The organism is Frankia sp. AvcI1 (assembly GCF_001420875.1).
Taxonomy (GTDB): Bacteria; Actinomycetota; Actinomycetes; order Frankiales; family Frankiaceae; genus Frankia; species Frankia alni.
The window spans coordinates 96,147-111,702 of sequence record NZ_LJFZ01000009.1 but is presented as its reverse complement, the minus strand read 5'-3'; the positions used below and the strand labels follow the sequence as shown (position 1 = coordinate 111,702).

The window sequence follows — 15,556 nt, the reverse complement described above, 5'->3', positions numbered from 1 at the left end:
GTTACGGACGGCCGCCAGGTACGGCATCGACGAGGAGGACGGACGGTACCGGCACCACCGGTACCGTCCGTCCTCAATGCCGTCGGGCAGCAGGATGCCGTCGGGCAGCAGGGTGCGGCTGAACAGCGGGACGCGCGCGAGACGCCGCCGGGGACGACGGGAGCGGGATGTACTTCACCGACCGAGGCATCGAGGAGCTCGCCGACCNCCGCGGCGCGGAGACGGTGACCTACGAGGGGCTCGCCGACTCGCTGCGGGCGTTCGTCGACGTCCATCCGGAGTTCGAGGAGGCCGTCGAGCGCCTCGCCACCTGGCTCGCCCGCCCCGACGACGACGCCGACCTCTGAGCCCCGGCCGGGGCCGTCAGGGCGTCAGGGCGTCAGCACCAGCTTGCCGAAGACGTCCCCGCCGGCGAGCTGCTCGAACGCCGCGCGCGCCGCGGACAGCGGGCGCACCTGGTGCACGGGCGGGCGGACGCCGGTGCGCTCCAGGAAGGCGAGCAGATCGACGAGCTCGTCGCGGCTGCCCATCGTGGAGCCCACGACGGACAGCTGCAGGAAGAAGATCCGGGTGAGCTCGGCCGGCGGGTTCGGCCCGCTGGTCGCGCCGGAGACGACGATGCGCCCGCCCGGCCGCAGGGACTTCACCGAATGGCTCCAGGTGGCGGCGCCGACGGTTTCGATGACGGCGTCGACCCGCTTCGGCAGCCGGGCGCCGGACTCGAACGCGCCGTCGGCGCCAAGAGCCGTGGCCCGCGCCCGCTTGCCCTCGTCCCGCGAGGTGACGAACACGGTGTGCCCCGCGGCCTTGCCGATCAGCAGGGCGGCGGTCGCCACCCCGCCGCCGGCGCCCTGGACGAGCAGGGTCCCGCCGCCGTCCGCCGGCAGGCCCGCTCGGGACACCACCATCCGGTAGGCCGTGAGCCAGGCGGTCGGCAGGCACGCAGCCTCCTCCCACGTCAGCCCGGCGGGCTTCGGCACGAGGTTGCGCCGGGGCACCGCGACCCGCTCGGCGAGGGTGCCCGGATGCAGTTCGGACAGTAGGGTTCGCCGCGGGTCCAGCGTCTCGTCGCCGGCCCCCGCAGCCGGATCACCGATCACCGCGTGCACGACGACCTCCTCCCCCTCGGCGGTCACCCCGGCGGCGTCACAGCCGAGGATCATCGGGAGGCGGTCGGCCGGCAGGCCCACTCCGCGCAGACTGAAGAGGTCGTGATGGTTCAGCGAGGCGGCCCGCACCGTGACGGTGGCCCACCCGTCCGGNGGCGCGGGCTCAGGCTGCTCGCCGAGGGACAGACCGTCGAGAGGGGCATCGGGATGCAGGGAAACCGCGGCGGCTGCGAGCACCCCACGAACCTACGACCGCCCGGTCGCGGGCGCGAGCGACGCGAGGCGGCCGCAAGGGGGATGCCGGGGTCAATTCCGACGAACAGGGATCATCCGCCCCGGTCCGCGCGTCCCCGGGTCCGTTGTGCTGAACTCATCGCCGTGGGTACGACAAGCGTGGACGGTGCGGTGAACAAACCGTGGTGACCCGGGATGACCCGTCGGAGACGCCCCCGCGGCGCGGCGCGCACCGGCGGCTGAGCTTCCGCCGCCGGCACGTCGTCCCGATCCCGGAGGCACCCNCCACGGTCATGGTCGACGGCACACCGGTCATCACCGTCATGTCGGCGGACTTCGTCTGCTGCTCCTACAAGGGCTGCGGGACGCTCCGCCCGCTCGACGACGCCGTCGAGCACCGGCCCTGTCAGGGGTGCGGCCGCGTCTGAGGACGCGCCCGCTCGGGCCCTGCTCCGCTGTGGACGACGGGGACCCCGCAGGCGGCTGCCCGCGGGGTCCCCGACCGTCCGGGATCTTCCGTCAGCGCCGGGCGACCCCGTCGGCCCGGGCGGCCGCGGCGACCGCCGCGGAGACGGCCGGAGCCACCCGGGGGTCGAACACGCTCGGGATGATGAGGTCGTCGGCCAGCTCGTCGGCGATCACATCGGCGAGCGCCGTGGCGGCGGCGAGCTTCATGCCCTCCGTCACCCGGCTGGCCCGCACGTCGAGCGCACCGCGGAACACCCCGGGGAACGCCAGCACGTTGTTGATCTGGTTGGGGTAGTCGCTGCGCCCGGTGGCGACGATGCGGGCGTACTTGTGGGCGATCGCGGGCTCCACCTCGGGGTCCGGGTTCGCCATCGCGAAGATGATCGCCTCGGGCGCCATGGTGGCGACCGCCTCCTCCGGCACCTGCCCGGAGGACAGACCGAGGAACACGTCCGCGCCGCGCAGCGCGTCGGTGATCGAACCGGTCAGGCCGGCGGAGTTGGTCTCGGCGGCGAGCGCGGCCTTCACCGAGGTGAGGGCCTCGCGGCCGGGGTAGATGATGCCGCGGCTGTCCCCCACCGCGATGTCGCCGATGCCGGCGGCCAGCAGGATGCGGGTCACCGCCACTCCGGCCGCCCCCGCGCCGGACACCACGGCACGCAGGTCGCCGAGGGTGCGACCGGTCAGCTTGGCGGCGTTCTCCAACGCGGCCAGGGCGACGATCGCGGTGCCGTGCTGGTCGTCGTGGAAGACCGGGATGTCGACGCGCTCCTGCAGGAGGCGCTCGATCGCGAAGCACCGCGGCGCCGAGATGTCCTCGAGGTTGATTCCACCGAAGCTCGGCGCGAGCCGGACGACGGTCTCGACGATCTCCTCGACGTCGGTGCAGGCGAGCGCGAGCGGGACGGCGTCGACGCCGCCGAAGTGCTTGAACAGGGCCGCCTTGCCCTCCATGACCGGCAGGGAACCCAGAGGGCCGATGTCACCGAGGCCGAGCACGGCGGTCCCGTCGGTGACGACTGCGACGGTGTTGGACCGCCAGGTGTAGTCGTCGGCAAGCGCCGGCGTCTCGGCGATCGCCGTGCACACCCGCGCGACCCCGGGAGTGTAGGCCAGCGAGAGGTCCTCGCGGTTCTCCAGGGGGACGGTGAGCGCGATGCCGATCTTACCGCCGCGGTGCAGGGCGAAGGCGGGATCGTCGTCGGACGGGCGCGGGCTGACCCCGGCCAGTTCCGACGCGGCGGTGGAGTCGAGGGTCGAGTGGTCAGTGGTTGCGGTCACGGAGATTGCTCCTCGGACATGCCGCCGGTGGCCCCGTGGGCGATCGTGGTACCACCTGGGCGGCGCTACAAGACGCCCGCCCTCCGTGCGTGCCGTGTCCGCAGGAGGGCGGGCCTGAGCGGCCCCACTCCACGATGTTTGGTGATCGTGCAGCGGGACGAGCGCCCGGGGGTTGCCCGGGGTTACATCCAATATCGCACGCCGACCCGCTCCAGCTCTCGCCGAAGGTTCGCCCACGGTGAACCTCGGACGAACCTCACCGCAACGCAAACGAAACATGTCGACACGGAGCGGGTGTGCGAGCGTAGCGAAGACGTCACATGATCAGGGTTTGGTGCACTCGGACACCGCCCACATCACGTAACGCTCCGCCCGAATCCTGGAGGTCATCAGTGCACAGCGGCGTTTTTCGTCATGGTGCGAGGATATCTGCCCTGGTCATGAGCCTCGCGTTGCTGACGATCGCGGCGGGCTGTGGCGATGATGACTCCGACTCCACGGTCNCCCCGGCGACGGCCACCGCCGCTGACAGCGTCATCGCAGGTCAACTACCCCAAAGCAGTCGCGACAAGGGGACGCTCACGGTGGCCACCGACCCGTCCTACGCGCCGAACGAGTTCTTCGACACGGACGGAAAAACCATCATCGGAATGGATATCGACCTGGCCCGCNCACTCGGCGGTGTCCTGGGTCTCAAGGTCCAGCCCACGCAGGTGGTCTTCGACTCGATCCTGCCCGGTCTCGCCTCCGGCCGATATGACGTCGGCATGTCGTCGTTCACCGACACCAAAGAGCGGGAGAAGCAGGTCGACTTCGTGACCTACTACTCCGCGGGCACCTCCTTCATGACCCGCGGCGAGGACGGCGCGGAGATCGCCACGCTGGCCGACCTGTGCGGACACACGGTGGCGGTGGAGACCGGCACCACCCAGCAGGCCGACGCCGGCGACCAGAGCGGCNGGTGCACGGCCGCGGGCAAGCCCAAGGTCACCGTCCAGAACTACGACGACCAGAACGGCGCCAACCTGGCCCTCACCTCGGGCCGCGCCGAGGTGTCGATGGCGGACTCCCCGGTCGCCGACTACCAGGCGAAGNTGTCCGGCGGAAAGATCCGGATCGTGGGGAAGCCCTACGGGACCGCGCCCTACGGCATCGCCGTGCCGAAGAACTCCGGCCTGGCCGCCCCGCTGCGCGCCGCCATGGCGAAGCTGATCGACGACGGCTCCTACGCGAAGATCCTCGACCGATGGGGGGTCCGTGACGGGGCCATCAGCGACCCGCGGCTCAACGGCGCGGCCGGATGACGGCCGCGGACGCCCCGCCGCCCGGCGCCCCGCCGCCCCCGCCCGGCGCCGCGCCGACCACCGAGCCCGCCCTCGCCGCCGAACCCGCCCTCGCCGCCGAAGCCGCGCCCGCCGCCGAAGCCGCGCCCCCCGTGGCCGGGGGGGACGTCGACGCCGTGCCGCTGCGCCATCCCGGCCGGTGGGCCGCGGGTGTGGTCATCCTGGTCCTCGCCGCGATGGGGGTGCACTCCCTCGTCACCAACCCGCATTTCCAGTGGGGCACCGTCGGCGACTACCTGTTCGCCGAGCCGGTGCTGCGCGGCCTGTGGGCCACCGTCTACCTGACGGTGATCGCGATGGCGATCGGGATCGTCGGCGGAATCGTGCTGGCCATCCTGCGGATGTCGCCGAACCCGGTCGTGGCCGGCGCCGCCTGGCTGTACATCTGGTTCTTCCGGGGCACCCCGCTGCTGGTACAGATCCTGTTCTGGAGCTTCGTCGGCGCGCTGTACCCCCGGCTTTCGCTCGGAATACCGTTCGGGCCGAGCTTCGTCTCCGGCGACGCCAACCACATCGTGCCGCTGTTCGCCGCGGCGGTGCTCGGGCTCGGCCTCAACGAGGCCGCCTACATGGCCGAGATCGTGCGCGCCGGCATCAACGGCGTCGACGCGGGCCAGACCGAGGCGGCGTCCGCGCTCGGCATGTCCCGGGCGCTGGCCCTGCGGCGCATCGTGNTGCCGCAGGCCATGCGGACGATCATCCCACCCACCGGCAACGAGACCATCTCGATGNTCAAGACGACCTCCCTGGTGAGCGTGATCTCCTACAACGAACTGCTCAACGCCACGCGCATCGTCTACGCCCGCACCTTCCAGACGATCCCGCTGTTGATCGTGGCGGCGCTGTGGTATCTCGCCCTGACCTCGGTGCTCACGCTCGGCCAGCACCAGCTCGAGCGCCGTTTCGCCCGCGGCACCCTGCCCGGCGCCGGGGATCGCCGGTGAGCGGCAGCGCGGTGCCGATGGTCCGCGCCGAGCGGGTGCGCAAGTCCTTCGGCCAGCACGCCGCCCTTCGGGAGGTCTCCCTGACCGTGGTCCCCGGCGAGGTGACCTGCCTGATCGGGCCATCCGGATCCGGGAAGACCACGTTCCTGCGCTGCATCAACCACCTGGAGCGGATCAGTGGCGGCCGGCTGGAGGTCGACGGGGAGCTCGTCGGTTANCGCGAGCACCGTGGGCGGATCCGGGAGCTGCGGCCCCGGGACATCGCCCGCAAGCGCCAGGAGATCGGGATGGTGTTCCAGCGGTTCAACCTCTTCCCGCACCTGACCGCCCTGGAGAACATCATCGAGGCCCCGGTCCGGGTGCGCGCCGAGCGGNGATCCGAGGCGGTCGACCGGGGCCGGGCGTTGCTGGCCCGGGTGGGCCTCGCCGATCGGGCCGGCGCCTATCCCGCGGAGCTCTCCGGTGGGCAGCAGCAGCGGGTCGCGATCGCCCGGGCNCTGGCGATGCGTCCCAAGCTGATGCTGTTCGACGAGCCGACCTCCGCGCTCGACCCCGAGCTGGTCGGCGAGGTGCTGGAGATCATGCGCCAGCTCGCCACCGAGGGGATGACGATGATCGTGGTGACGCACGAGCTCGGGTTCGCCCGCCAGGCGGCCGACACCGTCGTCTTCATGGACGCCGGCACGGTCGTCGAGTCCGGGCCGCCGGCCACCCTGCTCACCGCGCCGGCGCACGAGCGCACCCGCGCCTTCCTGTCCAAGGTGCTCTAGCTTCACGACGGACTCCGGCCGCACCACCACCGGAGCCGGCGCTCCGCACGAGCCACACCTGAGCACCAACGCGCGNCGACCCGACGGTCCGGCCTGCTGGGAGGCAACCGGTCGAACCGGTACCTTCGCTGTCGTGGAGATCAGCGAACTATCGGTTCCGGACGCCTGGGTGTTCACCCCTCGTCAGCACTCCGACAGCCGCGGGACCTTCCTGGAGTGGTTCCGCTCCGACGCTCTTGCCGAGGTCGTGGGCCATCCGCTGACCCTGTCGCAGGCCAATCACAGCGTCAGCCGGGCCGGGACGCTTCGNGGCGTGCACTACGCTCAGGTGCCACCCAGTCAGGCGAAGTACGTGACCTGCGTACGCGGGCGGGTGCTCGACTGCGTCGTCGACATCCGCACCGGATCGCCAACGTTCGGCACCTTCGCCGCGGTCCTGCTCGACGACGTCGACCGGCGCGGCCTGTACGTCTCGGAAGGTCTGGGGCACGCCTTCATGGCGCTGACCGACGACGCGGCGATCTCCTACCTGTGCTCGACGCCCTACACCCCCGGCCGCGAACACGGCGTCGACCCGCTCGACCCCGATCTGGCCCTGCCCTGGCCCGACGACCTCACGCCGCTGCTGTCGGAGAAGGACGCCGCCGCCCCCTCCCTGAAGGAGGCCGAGTCGGCGGGCCTGCTGCCCACCTACCGCGACTGCCGGGCCTTCTACGACGAGCTACGCGCCGCCGGCGCCATGGCGGGCGGATCGCGATGATCCGGGTGGCCGGCCCCGGCGACGTCGAGGCCATCCTGGAACTCGTCCGGGCGCTGGCCGCCTACGAGCGCGAGGCGGACCAGGTCACCATGACCCCGGCCGAGCTGCAGGCCGCCCTGTTCGGCCCGATCCCGGCCGCCTACTGCCTCGTGGCCACGGCCGACCAGCCACCCGCGGGTGCTACCCCGACCGGGGGACCACCCCCGTCCGGGGGACCACCCGCAACCGATGGTGCGCCTCCGACCGGCGNCACGACGGCGACCGGCGGTGCGCCTGCGACGGGCGCGGACCGTCCGCCCCCGGTCGTGGGCTTCGCGATCTGGCATCCGACCTTCTCCACCTGGACTGGCCAGTCCGGCATGTACCTGATCGACCTGTTCGTGCAACCGGGGCACCGCCGCAGCGGCCACGGCCGGGCGCTGCTCGCCGCGCTCGCCACGGTCTGCGCCACCCGCGGCTACCGGCGGCTCGAATGGGCCGTGCTCGACTGGAACACCCCGGCGCAGGCGTTCTACCACTCGTTGGCGGCGCGGCCGCTGACCGGGTGGTCGACCTGGCGGGTGGACGGCGACGCCCTCACCGATCTCGCCGCTCTGGCCCGCCCGCGCCCGTGCACCGGGACCGGGACCGGCACCGGCGATCCGTCCTGATCTCGCCGGGTTGGCCCGGATCGGGCCCGGCTCGGCGGTTCGTCTCCGTTCTCGGCCCCGCGCACCCGGCCGGGACCGGCACCGGCCAGGCACGGAAAGAGGCCGCCGGTGCGGGCTTACGATCACCCGACCTGCGGGACCCACCGGCGGCTGGGTACGGTGGAGGCGGTGGCCGTCGCCGGCCGCCGACGGAGCGGATCGCGAGCGGCCATGAGGGACGTCACGGCCGCCGCGCAGATGCATGATGCCGTCGGTGGACGGGAAGGCAGTCATTCACAACATCATCGTTCGGCCGGCTCCGGCCGGCGGACCACCCGCGAGGGTTCCTCCTCGCACTACGCAGGCTCTTTGGGGGTAGGAACGTGGATCCGACGCCTTCGACCGGCGGCGCGGAGAACTCCGACACCATCGACAGCCAAACCGCCCATTCCGGCGGACTGCGCGACGTCGTCGCGCTCACCCTGCCCGCGGCCAGTGCCTACCTGACCGTGCTGCGCACGGCCACGGCCTCCCTCGCGGCTCGGCTCGACTTCACCCTCGACGACATCGAGGACCTGCGGATCGCCGTGGACGAGGCGTGCGCGCTGCTGCTCGTCTCCGCGGTGCCCGGGTCGTCGCTCGACTGCACGTTCACGCTCTCGCCCGGAGTGATGCACGTGCTGGTGACGGTCGAGAGCCTCGACGGCGAGNCGCCGTCCGAGGACACCTTCGCCTGGACGGTCCTCAAGGCCCTCGCGGGCGACGTCGACACCTCCACCGGCCCGGGCAACAAGGTGAGCATCACGCTGCAGAAGCGCCGGGGCGTGCGGGCGGATCTCGGCGAGCCGCCGGCGGGGCACGTCCGCGGATCGGGTGCCGCCGACCAGACACCACTGGGTGACGCGGTAGGTACACCGTGACGTCAACCGGCAGAACCCCGACTCCGCCCCGCACGGCAGCCGGCCAGGACGCCCCCGCGGTGGACCCGGTGGCCGCCCTGAGCCAGCGGGGGGCGGCCCTGGACGAACATCCCGCCGAGCGAGGCCAGGAGGCGGACCTCGGTGCCGAGGTCGCGGCCCAGCCGGTGCCGACCGCCGAGCCCGAGCGCGAGAGCACCGAGCGCACCCACTCTCCCGACCGGGCGATGGCCCGGGCGCTGTTCGTGCGCCTGGCCGAGNTGCCCGAGGGTGACGCGGAGCGCGCCGCCATCCGTGACCAGCTGGTCCGGATGCATCTGCCGCTGGTGGAGTACCTCGCCCGTCGCTTTCGCAACCGTGGCGAGCCGCTCGACGACCTCGTCCAGGTCGCCACGATCGGCCTGATCAAGTCGGTGGACCGGTTCGACCCGGAGCGCGGGGTGGAGTTCTCCACCTACGCCACCCCGACGATCGTCGGCGAGATCAAGCGGCACTTCCGCGACAAGGGCTGGGCGATCCGGGTTCCCCGCCGTCTGCAGGAGCTCAAGCTCTCCCTGACGAAGGCGACGTCCGAGCTGTCCCAGACACTCGGCCGCTCCCCCACCGTCAGCGAGATCGCCCGGCACCTGCAGATGAGCGAGGAGGACGTCCTCGAGGGCCTCGAATCGGCCAACGCCTACTCGGCGGTCTCCCTCGACGCGCCGGACTCCGGTGACGACGAGGCTCCCGCCGTGGCGGACACCCTCGGCGTCCAGGACGAGTCCCTGGAGGGCGTCGAGTACCGCGAGTCGCTCAAGCCGCTGCTGGAGAAGCTCCCGCCGCGGGAAAAGCGCATCCTGCTCCTGCGCTTCTTCGGCAACATGACCCAGTCGCAGATCGCCACCGAGCTCGGAATATCCCAGATGCACGTGTCCCGGCTGCTGGCCCGAACCCTGGCCCAGCTACGCCGCGGCCTGCTCGAGGACGGCTGACCCTCCCGCCTCCGGNCACCTGGCCACCACCGGCCGTCCGGCCGCCCCGCCGGGCCGTCCGGCCTTGCTCGGCGAACGTCCTGACCCGGCCACGCGCCGCCCCAGGACCGCCCTCATCACCCGAAGAACCCGCCACCCGCNCAAACCCGAACACCCGAACCCGAACACCCACCGGGCGCGGTCTCAGGGATGCCGCGGCCCGCGGGTGACCTGCCGGCCATCGCCGCGTCCGGCGTCCCCGCCCTCGTCCTGCCCCGCGTGGGTGGCGGGGCCGCGGGCGTNGGAGGCCGACGGACCGAACCCGACCGAGGCCAGCAGGGCCACGATGATCACGAGCGGGACGACGAACAGCGGAATGCCGTAGCCGTAGTCGCCGGCCTGCACCAGGCCCCAGGCGACCGGCAGGCAGAGGATCTGCACGACGAGCGTCGGCGACCGGTAGGACGCCCCTCGCCGCAGCACTCCGGCCNCGAGCACGGCCACGCCCACGGCGCCGAGGATCGCGAGCACCCCACCGGTCTCGGCGCGCCCCACGTCGTCGATGTCGGACCCGAACCCACGCAGCACCTGCAGGACGCCCAACGCCAGCAGGACGAGCGCCTCGGCGACGAGCAGGACGCTGGCCACCCAGGTCGTGACAGACGCGGTGCGCGCGGCCGCACGCAGTTCGTCGAACCGGCCGCCCGCCGGCTGCCCGGGACGGCTCGTGGATCCCATGCCTGCGACACTACGTCTCCAAGGCCTCAGACCGGTCCCCCAAGGGCCTCAGACCGTTCTCCCGGGGCCCCAGACCGTCCTCCCAGGGACCCTGCAGACCGATCCTCCGAGGGCCCCCGNCCCCCAGACCGGTCTCCCACGACCCCAGGCTGTTCTCCCCAGGGGCCCCGCCGGACCAGACTCTCCCGGGGAAGCCGGTCCAGTCCCGCGATCTCGAAGTGGCGCGCCCTCCGCCCAGCTGGGCGCGTATGGGGGTCGCCGTCACCGTCACACGACTCCCCCGGGCGCCCGTTGCGGGCGATTCCTACCGATTCGAGGCGGGCACGAGATCCGCGGAGCGCGACGGCGCCGACACCCGGGCCCCCCGGTTTCACCGATGTGAGAGTTTTCCCAGCCGCCGCCCGGGATGGGCGGGCGGACTACGGTAGAGGCATGCGAGGGCTGCTGGTCGTCAACCCCGTCGCCACCACCACAACGGAGCGTGTTCGTGACGTCCTCGCCAGCGCGCTCGCGGCGGACGTCGCGATGGAGACCGTNCTGACCAAAGGCCGCGGTCACGGGGTCGAGCTGGGGGCGCGAGCGGTCGAGCTCGGGGTCGATGTGGTGATCGCCCTGGGCGGGGACGNCACCGTCAACGAGATCACCAACGGGCTTCTGCAGAACGGCCCGGGCGACGACGGGCCGGCGCTCGCGGTGGTGCCGGGTGGTAGCACCAACGTGTTCGCTCGAGCGCTGGGTTATTCGGCGTCGCCGGTGGAGGCGACCGGTGAGCTGCTGAACGCGTTGCGCGAGGGGCGCAGCCGCCGGATCAGCATCGGTCGGGCCGAGTACGGCGACGTGAGTCGCTGGTTCACGTTCTGCTTCGGCATCGGGCTGGACGCGCGGGTGGTCGCGCGGGCCGAGGAGAAGCGGCACAAGGGGCGCCGCAACAGCGCCGGCCTGTTCCTGCGGACGGCGGCGGGTCAGGTGACCCGCGGCGCGGACCGGGGCGCCCCACCCATCGCCCTGGAGACGACCGCCGCCCACAGCCTTCCTACCGGCGACGGGCCCCTCACCGACGCCGCTCTCCCCACCGGCGCCGCTCCGCCTGCCGACGCCGGCCCCTTGACCGACGCCGGCCCGCCGAGCGACGCCGGCCCGCCGACCGACGCCGGCCTGCCGACCGACGCCGGGCAGGCCGCGGATGCGGCGGCGGCCGGGAGCACCGAGGAGCGCATCGCCCTCGGCATCGTCTGCAACACCCGCCCGTGGACCTACCTGAACTCCCGTCCCGTGCTGGCCTGCCCCGAGGCGTCGTTCGACACCGGGCTGGATCTGCTGGCGCTGCGCCGGGTGCGGCTGTCCAGCGTGCTGCGCACTGCCTCGCAGATCCTGGGAGACGGGCGCGGTCCGCGCGGGCGCAACGTCGTGCGCCGCCACGACGCGGCTGTGATCCGGTTCCTCGCGGATCACCCGCTGCCGCTACAGATGGACGGCGAGTACCTCGGCGAGTACCTCGACGTCACGCTCACCCACCACCCGCGGGCCCTGCGCGTCATCGCCTGATCCGGCAGGTGCCGCGAGACCGGATGGTCGAGGCCAACCGGACGGGTACGGCCGAGGCCCGCACCTACGTCCGAGGCCCGCACCGCCGGACGGTCCGCTGCCCACGGCTCGGATTCCGGGCAGCCCGCGGCCGCCCGCCCGCCGCTGTGATCGATCGTGCACGGAATCGTGCCGAGGCTTCGGTACGGTCCGCGCCCGGAATGCCGTCCTTATCCCTCGGCGTGATGTGGCCGCATTCTGGCCTTGACTCCCGCCACGACGATCCAGGGTAGGGACGCGCGTCGTCGCCGTCTCGGCTCAGTGGTCCGGGGAGGCGCCCGAGGCCGGAGAGGCGCCCGAGGCCGGGGAGGCGCCCGAGGCCGGGGAGGCGCCCGAGGCCGGGGAGGCGCCGGGGGTGGGCGAGGTGTCCGGGGCAGGCGGGGCGGCCAGGGCTCGGCGGATCTCGACCGGGTCGTCGCAGATCGCCCCGTCGACCCCGGCGTCCCGCAACCGGCGCGCGGCGTCGACGGCGGTGACCGTCCACGTCACCAGGCGCACGCCGGCCTGCCGGGCGCGGGCGCCCGCGTCCGGCGAGCCGAGCACGGCGCTGATGTGGGCGTGCAGCTCGGCGTGGCCCGCGGACCGCGCGTAGGCGAGGCCGCCGCTGACGGACATCCGCGGCATCGTCAGGAACGNCGTCGTGACCGCCAGTTCCGCATCGCNCAGGGCCTCGATGGCGAACCAGTCGAACGACGACACCGTGATGCCGCCGGCTCCTGCGTCGAGGTCGGCCACGGTGGGCCGTGGCCCCGTCCAGCCCCGGGCGCGCAGCCGCTCGGCGAGGGCCCGCGCCGTGCGCTCCCGGGGGGCGTCGAAGTCCGGCTGGCCGGGCTGGTTCTTGATCTCACAGATCAGCCGGCCGCGGCCGGCCCAGACGTCGAGGATCTCGTCGAGCAGCGGGATCCCCCGGGCGCGCAGCGCCTCGGTGGGCTGCCGGACGATCGCCCGCCCGGCCGGCCTGGACAGCCGGGCGTCGTGCACGCACACCAGGTCCCCGTCGGCGCTGCGGCGGACGTCGATCTCGACGCCGTCCGCGCCTGCTCGCAGCGCCGCATCCACCGCCTCGACCGTGTTCTCCGGGCCGGGGACCCTGCTACCGCGATGACCGAGAACCTCCATGGGCCAACCCTGCCATCTCCGGCGGGCCGCGCGTGTCACGGCAGGCGGGGAGGACGCCGCCCAGCCGCGGCCGGAGTAACCCGGATGCGCGCAGACGAACATCGATGCCCAGATGGCATGACGCCGGCCACTTGATCGGGAAGAACCCGCCCTGCGCCGCGCGCACCGGCCCGTCGGCAGCCGGGTCGTGCCACCGCATCCCCTGTCAACCAGGACTTCTGTGGCGCTTCAGCAACCGTCGGAGACGGTCGCACCCCGTGGCCCATCTGTGTCCCTGCCGGACAAGTGCAGGCCAGGCAGGGTGTGAAGACGGTTGCAGGTTCTTGCGCCCCTGCCCGTTCCGGTGGGAGGGTGGCGAATGTCCGAGGTGGATGCACGTGCACCCGGGCTCACCGACAGCCAGGAACCCGCTCCACGGCCCGCCGACGGGGCCGAGCAGACAACCTGCTCATTTAATTTTCATCCGCGGCACAACCGTAGCGGCTCGCAAAGCGTCTCATGTGCAGTGTGGCCCGAGACGAGAGAGGGAGTTGGACGCATGGACTGGCGCCACAGAGCGCTCTGCCGTGACGAGGATCCCGAGCTCTTCTTCCCGATCGGTACTACCGGTCCGGCGGAACGCCAGGTCGAAGAGGCAAAGGCCGTTTGCGCGCGGTGCGCAGTCACCAGTGACTGCCTCAACTGGGCACTGGACACCGGGCAGGACTCCGGTGTCTGGGGCGGGTTGAGCGAGGACGAACGCCGGGCGCTCAAGCGCCAGGTCCGTCTGCGGGTGCGAACCGCCTGAGTGCACGACCCCCGGTGGCCCAGCGCCGAGGACCGGGGTGCTCCAAGGACGTGCCACGTCCGCATCACCACAACCACCCGCGGTAGATCCTGCCCGCCGTACCTCGCACCATCGGCGGACCACAGCGGTCCCCGCACGACGCCACGCCATGACCCGTGCTCAGGCACGGGGGTGGCTGGCAGCAGCATCGGCCGTTCTGTCCGCGCGTCCGCCGCAGCGATGCGGCGCGACGCGGACGGGGCGGCCGTAATGTTTTCGACCCCCGCCGCGGCCCCCGCGCGCCCCGCCTGCGGGCGCGGAACATCGCCGCACCGGCCGCGAGCGAGGGACACATGATGGGGGATACCCCCGCGCGCGCACCCTAAACACTCAACTTTCAGAAAGTGGGATGGACAGGAGCGCCTCGGTGCCCCGCTCCGGGCCGGCCTGCAGCCGGATGGTGCCGTGCATCTCGCCGAGCACGAGCTGACGGACGATCTGCAGCCCCAGCCGGGGCGAGTGCTCGAGCTGGAAGTCCTCCGGCAGGCCGGCCCCGTCGTCGGCGACCACGACGTCCAGCCGGTCCACCGCACGCTGCACGCGGATCTCGATCGAGCCCGCCGAACCATCGAACGCATGTTCTACAGCATTCTGCAGAAGCTCCGAAAGCACAAGGGCCAGCGGGGTGGCGAGTTCGCCGGGCAGCCGCCCGAAGGAACCCGACCTGCGGGTGTTCGCCCGCGCGCCGGTGGACGCCAGGTCGACGGTCACCGACGTGATCTGGTCGGCGATCTCGTCGAACGGCACGCTCTCGCCCAGGCTCTGCGAGAGCGTCTCGTGCACAACCGCGATCGAGGTCACCCGCCGCACCGACTCCCGCAGGGCCGATCGCGCCTCGTCGACCTTGGTCCGACGCATCTGCAGCCGCAGCAGGGCGGCCACCGTCTGAAGATTGTTCTTGACCCTGTGATGGATCTCACGGATGGTGGCGTCCTTGCTCAGCAGCAGNGCCTCGCGCCGGCGCAGATCCGAGACGTCCCGGACGAGGACGAGCACCTCCCGGGTGGCCCCGGGAAACAGCGGGATCGCCCGCAGCATCACCACCGTGCTGCCGACCCCGGCCTCGACCTCCACCGGCCGGCGCCGACCGATCGCGTGCCAGACGGCGGGCGTGGTCGCGGGCAGGTTCAGCGCCCGGTGCACCGTGCGCAGGTCCTCGCCGGTGACGTTGCCGGTGTAGCCGAGGCGGCGGTACGCCGACAGCGCGTTCGGGCTGGCGAAGATGACCTTGCCGGCGCCGTCGAGCCGCATCATCCCGTCGCCGACCCGAGGTGACTCCGGCAGCTCGGCCGAGCTCCCGCGGAACGGGAAGGCGCCCTCGGCGATCATCAGGGCCAGGTTGTTGGCGCCCTGCAGGTAGGAGGACTCCAGATCGCTGGGGGTGCGGGGGTTGACGAGGTTGGTGTCGCGGGCGAGCACGGCGATCACCTCGTCCCCGTGGCGGACGGGGATCGCCTCCGTCCGCACCGGCACCCCGCCGTCCCACTCCGGCTCGCCCTCCCGGGCGATGCGGTGCTCCCGCCAGGCGTTCTGGACCACCCACCGGTTGATGACGACGCTGCCGACCTCGTCGTTGTGGTACGCGGTCGGGCCCGTCGTGGGTCGGACCTGGGCCACGACGAGGAACTCGGTCCCGCTGGTATGGCCGCGGCCCGACCCCGAACCNGAACGGACGGGTACGAGGAGCAGCAGATCAGCGAAGGACAGGTCGGCGAGCAGAGCCCAGTCCGCGACGAGCGCGTGCAGGTGGTCGATGTCGTCGTCGCTGAGATCCGTGCTCGCGCGCAGCATGTCGGCGAGGGTTCCCACGGGTCGCAGACTGCCAGACGGACCGGGGCTGCGAGCTGGCGGGCACCCCCGCGGGACCGTCCGGGCCCGTACGCT

At 72.5% G+C, this 15,556-nt stretch carries 10 protein-coding genes and 19 pseudogenes; 22 read left to right on the top strand and 7 right to left on the bottom strand.

What is annotated here, in order from left to right; translation table 11 throughout:
• Window positions 1-208 precede the first annotated feature (208 nt).
• On the top strand, window positions 209-347 hold a 139-nt coding region (locus tag UK94_RS11700), incomplete at its 5' end, for a DUF6104 family protein (protein ID WP_235487612.1).
• A gap of 24 nt (window positions 348-371) precedes the next feature.
• Here the strand turns inward: UK94_RS11700 and UK94_RS11695 are convergent.
• A pseudogene (locus tag UK94_RS11695) lies at window positions 372-1,262 on the bottom strand (zinc-binding dehydrogenase); the annotation flags it as partial.
• 600 nt (window positions 1,263-1,862) lie between these two features.
• Window positions 1,863-3,092, bottom strand: coding sequence for an NADP-dependent malic enzyme (locus UK94_RS11685; RefSeq protein WP_011607040.1), 1,230 nt, complete (start codon window positions 3,090-3,092; stop codon window positions 1,863-1,865).
• Window positions 3,093-3,676: 584 nt separating this feature from the next.
• Between UK94_RS11685 and UK94_RS48480 the strand changes: the two are divergent.
• From UK94_RS48480 to UK94_RS11640, 20 genes and pseudogenes are all read left to right on the top strand, one after another.
• Window positions 3,677-3,763, top strand: a pseudogene (locus tag UK94_RS48480) (ABC transporter substrate-binding protein); the annotation flags it as partial.
• 1 nt (window position 3,764) lies between these two features.
• A pseudogene (locus tag UK94_RS48475) lies at window positions 3,765-4,051 on the top strand (transporter substrate-binding domain-containing protein); the annotation flags it as partial.
• A gap of 1 nt (window position 4,052) precedes the next feature.
• A pseudogene (locus UK94_RS48470) lies at window positions 4,053-4,186 on the top strand (ABC transporter substrate-binding protein); the annotation flags it as partial.
• 1 nt (window position 4,187) lies between these two features.
• The coding region (locus UK94_RS48465) for a transporter substrate-binding domain-containing protein (RefSeq protein ID WP_235487542.1) at window positions 4,188-4,396 on the top strand (209 nt) is incomplete at its 5' end.
• A pseudogene (locus UK94_RS48460) lies at window positions 4,393-5,109 on the top strand (amino acid ABC transporter permease); the annotation flags it as partial. The gene UK94_RS48465 and the pseudogene UK94_RS48460, both read left to right, overlap by 4 nt.
• 1 nt (window position 5,110) lies before the next feature.
• Window positions 5,111-5,166: pseudogene (locus UK94_RS48455) on the top strand (hypothetical protein); the annotation flags it as partial.
• Window position 5,167: 1 nt separating this feature from the next.
• A pseudogene (locus UK94_RS48450) lies at window positions 5,168-5,379 on the top strand (amino acid ABC transporter permease); the annotation flags it as partial.
• A 17-nt stretch (window positions 5,380-5,396) separates the two neighbouring features.
• Window positions 5,397-5,596 (top strand): annotated as a pseudogene (locus UK94_RS48445) (ATP-binding cassette domain-containing protein); the annotation flags it as partial.
• A 1-nt stretch (window position 5,597) separates the two neighbouring features.
• Window positions 5,598-5,753 (top strand): annotated as a pseudogene (locus UK94_RS48440) (ectoine/hydroxyectoine ABC transporter ATP-binding protein EhuA); the annotation flags it as partial.
• A gap of 1 nt (window position 5,754) precedes the next feature.
• Window positions 5,755-5,875 (top strand): annotated as a pseudogene (locus UK94_RS48435) (ectoine/hydroxyectoine ABC transporter ATP-binding protein EhuA); the annotation flags it as partial.
• Between the two features lies 1 nt (window position 5,876).
• Window positions 5,877-6,149, top strand: a pseudogene (locus UK94_RS48430) (ectoine/hydroxyectoine ABC transporter ATP-binding protein EhuA); the annotation flags it as partial.
• 133 nt (window positions 6,150-6,282) lie between these two features.
• A pseudogene (locus UK94_RS48425) lies at window positions 6,283-6,458 on the top strand (dTDP-4-dehydrorhamnose 3,5-epimerase family protein); the annotation flags it as partial.
• A 1-nt stretch (window position 6,459) separates the two neighbouring features.
• A partial coding sequence (gene rfbC / locus UK94_RS11665) for a dTDP-4-dehydrorhamnose 3,5-epimerase (RefSeq protein ID WP_235487540.1) occupies window positions 6,460-6,909 on the top strand: 450 nt, incomplete at its 5' end.
• Window positions 6,910-7,159: 250 nt separating this feature from the next.
• A partial coding sequence (locus UK94_RS48415) for a GNAT family N-acetyltransferase (protein WP_235487538.1) occupies window positions 7,160-7,559 on the top strand: 400 nt, incomplete at its 5' end.
• Window positions 7,560-7,921: 362 nt separating this feature from the next.
• Window positions 7,922-8,248 (top strand): annotated as a pseudogene (locus UK94_RS48410) (anti-sigma factor); the annotation flags it as partial.
• Between the two features lies 1 nt (window position 8,249).
• Window positions 8,250-8,458 (top strand): annotated as a pseudogene (locus tag UK94_RS48405) (anti-sigma factor); the annotation flags it as partial.
• Between the two features lie 258 nt (window positions 8,459-8,716).
• Window positions 8,717-9,426 (top strand): RNA polymerase sigma factor SigF (locus UK94_RS11650; protein ID WP_235487536.1); only part of this gene is annotated, 710 nt, incomplete at its 5' end.
• A gap of 1,095 nt (window positions 9,427-10,521) precedes the next feature.
• A pseudogene (locus UK94_RS48395) lies at window positions 10,522-10,679 on the top strand (diacylglycerol kinase); the annotation flags it as partial.
• Window position 10,680: 1 nt separating this feature from the next.
• Window positions 10,681-10,768: pseudogene (locus UK94_RS48390) on the top strand (hypothetical protein); the annotation flags it as partial.
• A gap of 1 nt (window position 10,769) precedes the next feature.
• The coding region (locus tag UK94_RS11640; protein WP_235487534.1) for a diacylglycerol kinase family protein at window positions 10,770-11,688 on the top strand (919 nt) is incomplete at its 5' end.
• A gap of 297 nt (window positions 11,689-11,985) precedes the next feature.
• Here UK94_RS11640 and UK94_RS48385 read toward each other — a convergent pair.
• Together UK94_RS48385 and UK94_RS48375 are read right to left on the bottom strand one after the other, a co-directional pair.
• A pseudogene (locus tag UK94_RS48385) lies at window positions 11,986-12,362 on the bottom strand (glycerophosphodiester phosphodiesterase family protein); the annotation flags it as partial.
• Between the two features lie 28 nt (window positions 12,363-12,390).
• A partial coding sequence (locus UK94_RS48375) for a glycerophosphodiester phosphodiesterase (protein ID WP_235487532.1) occupies window positions 12,391-12,846 on the bottom strand: 456 nt, incomplete at its 3' end.
• A gap of 538 nt (window positions 12,847-13,384) precedes the next feature.
• Between UK94_RS48375 and UK94_RS11630 the strand changes: the two genes are divergently transcribed.
• Window positions 13,385-13,633 (top strand): WhiB family transcriptional regulator, encoded by a 249-nt coding sequence (locus UK94_RS11630; protein ID WP_009742166.1) that lies wholly within the window; start codon window positions 13,385-13,387, stop codon window positions 13,631-13,633.
• Between the two features lie 369 nt (window positions 13,634-14,002).
• Here UK94_RS11630 and UK94_RS48370 read toward each other — a convergent pair.
• The 3 genes and pseudogenes from UK94_RS48370 to UK94_RS48360 all read right to left on the bottom strand — a co-directional run.
• A pseudogene (locus UK94_RS48370) lies at window positions 14,003-14,620 on the bottom strand (sensor histidine kinase); the annotation flags it as partial.
• A gap of 1 nt (window position 14,621) precedes the next feature.
• Window positions 14,622-15,337: pseudogene (locus UK94_RS48365) on the bottom strand (histidine kinase N-terminal domain-containing protein); the annotation flags it as partial.
• Between the two features lies 1 nt (window position 15,338).
• Window positions 15,339-15,463 (bottom strand): histidine kinase N-terminal domain-containing protein (locus UK94_RS48360; protein ID WP_235487608.1); only part of this gene is annotated, 125 nt, incomplete at its 3' end.
• Window positions 15,464-15,556: the final 93 nt, after the last annotated feature.

What these genes read in the sequence shown, in the direction of transcription:
- UK94_RS11630 (WP_009742166.1), top strand. Translation starts at nt 13,385, where the DNA reads ATGGACTGGCGCCACAGAGCGCTCTGCCGTGACGAGGATCCCGAGCTC.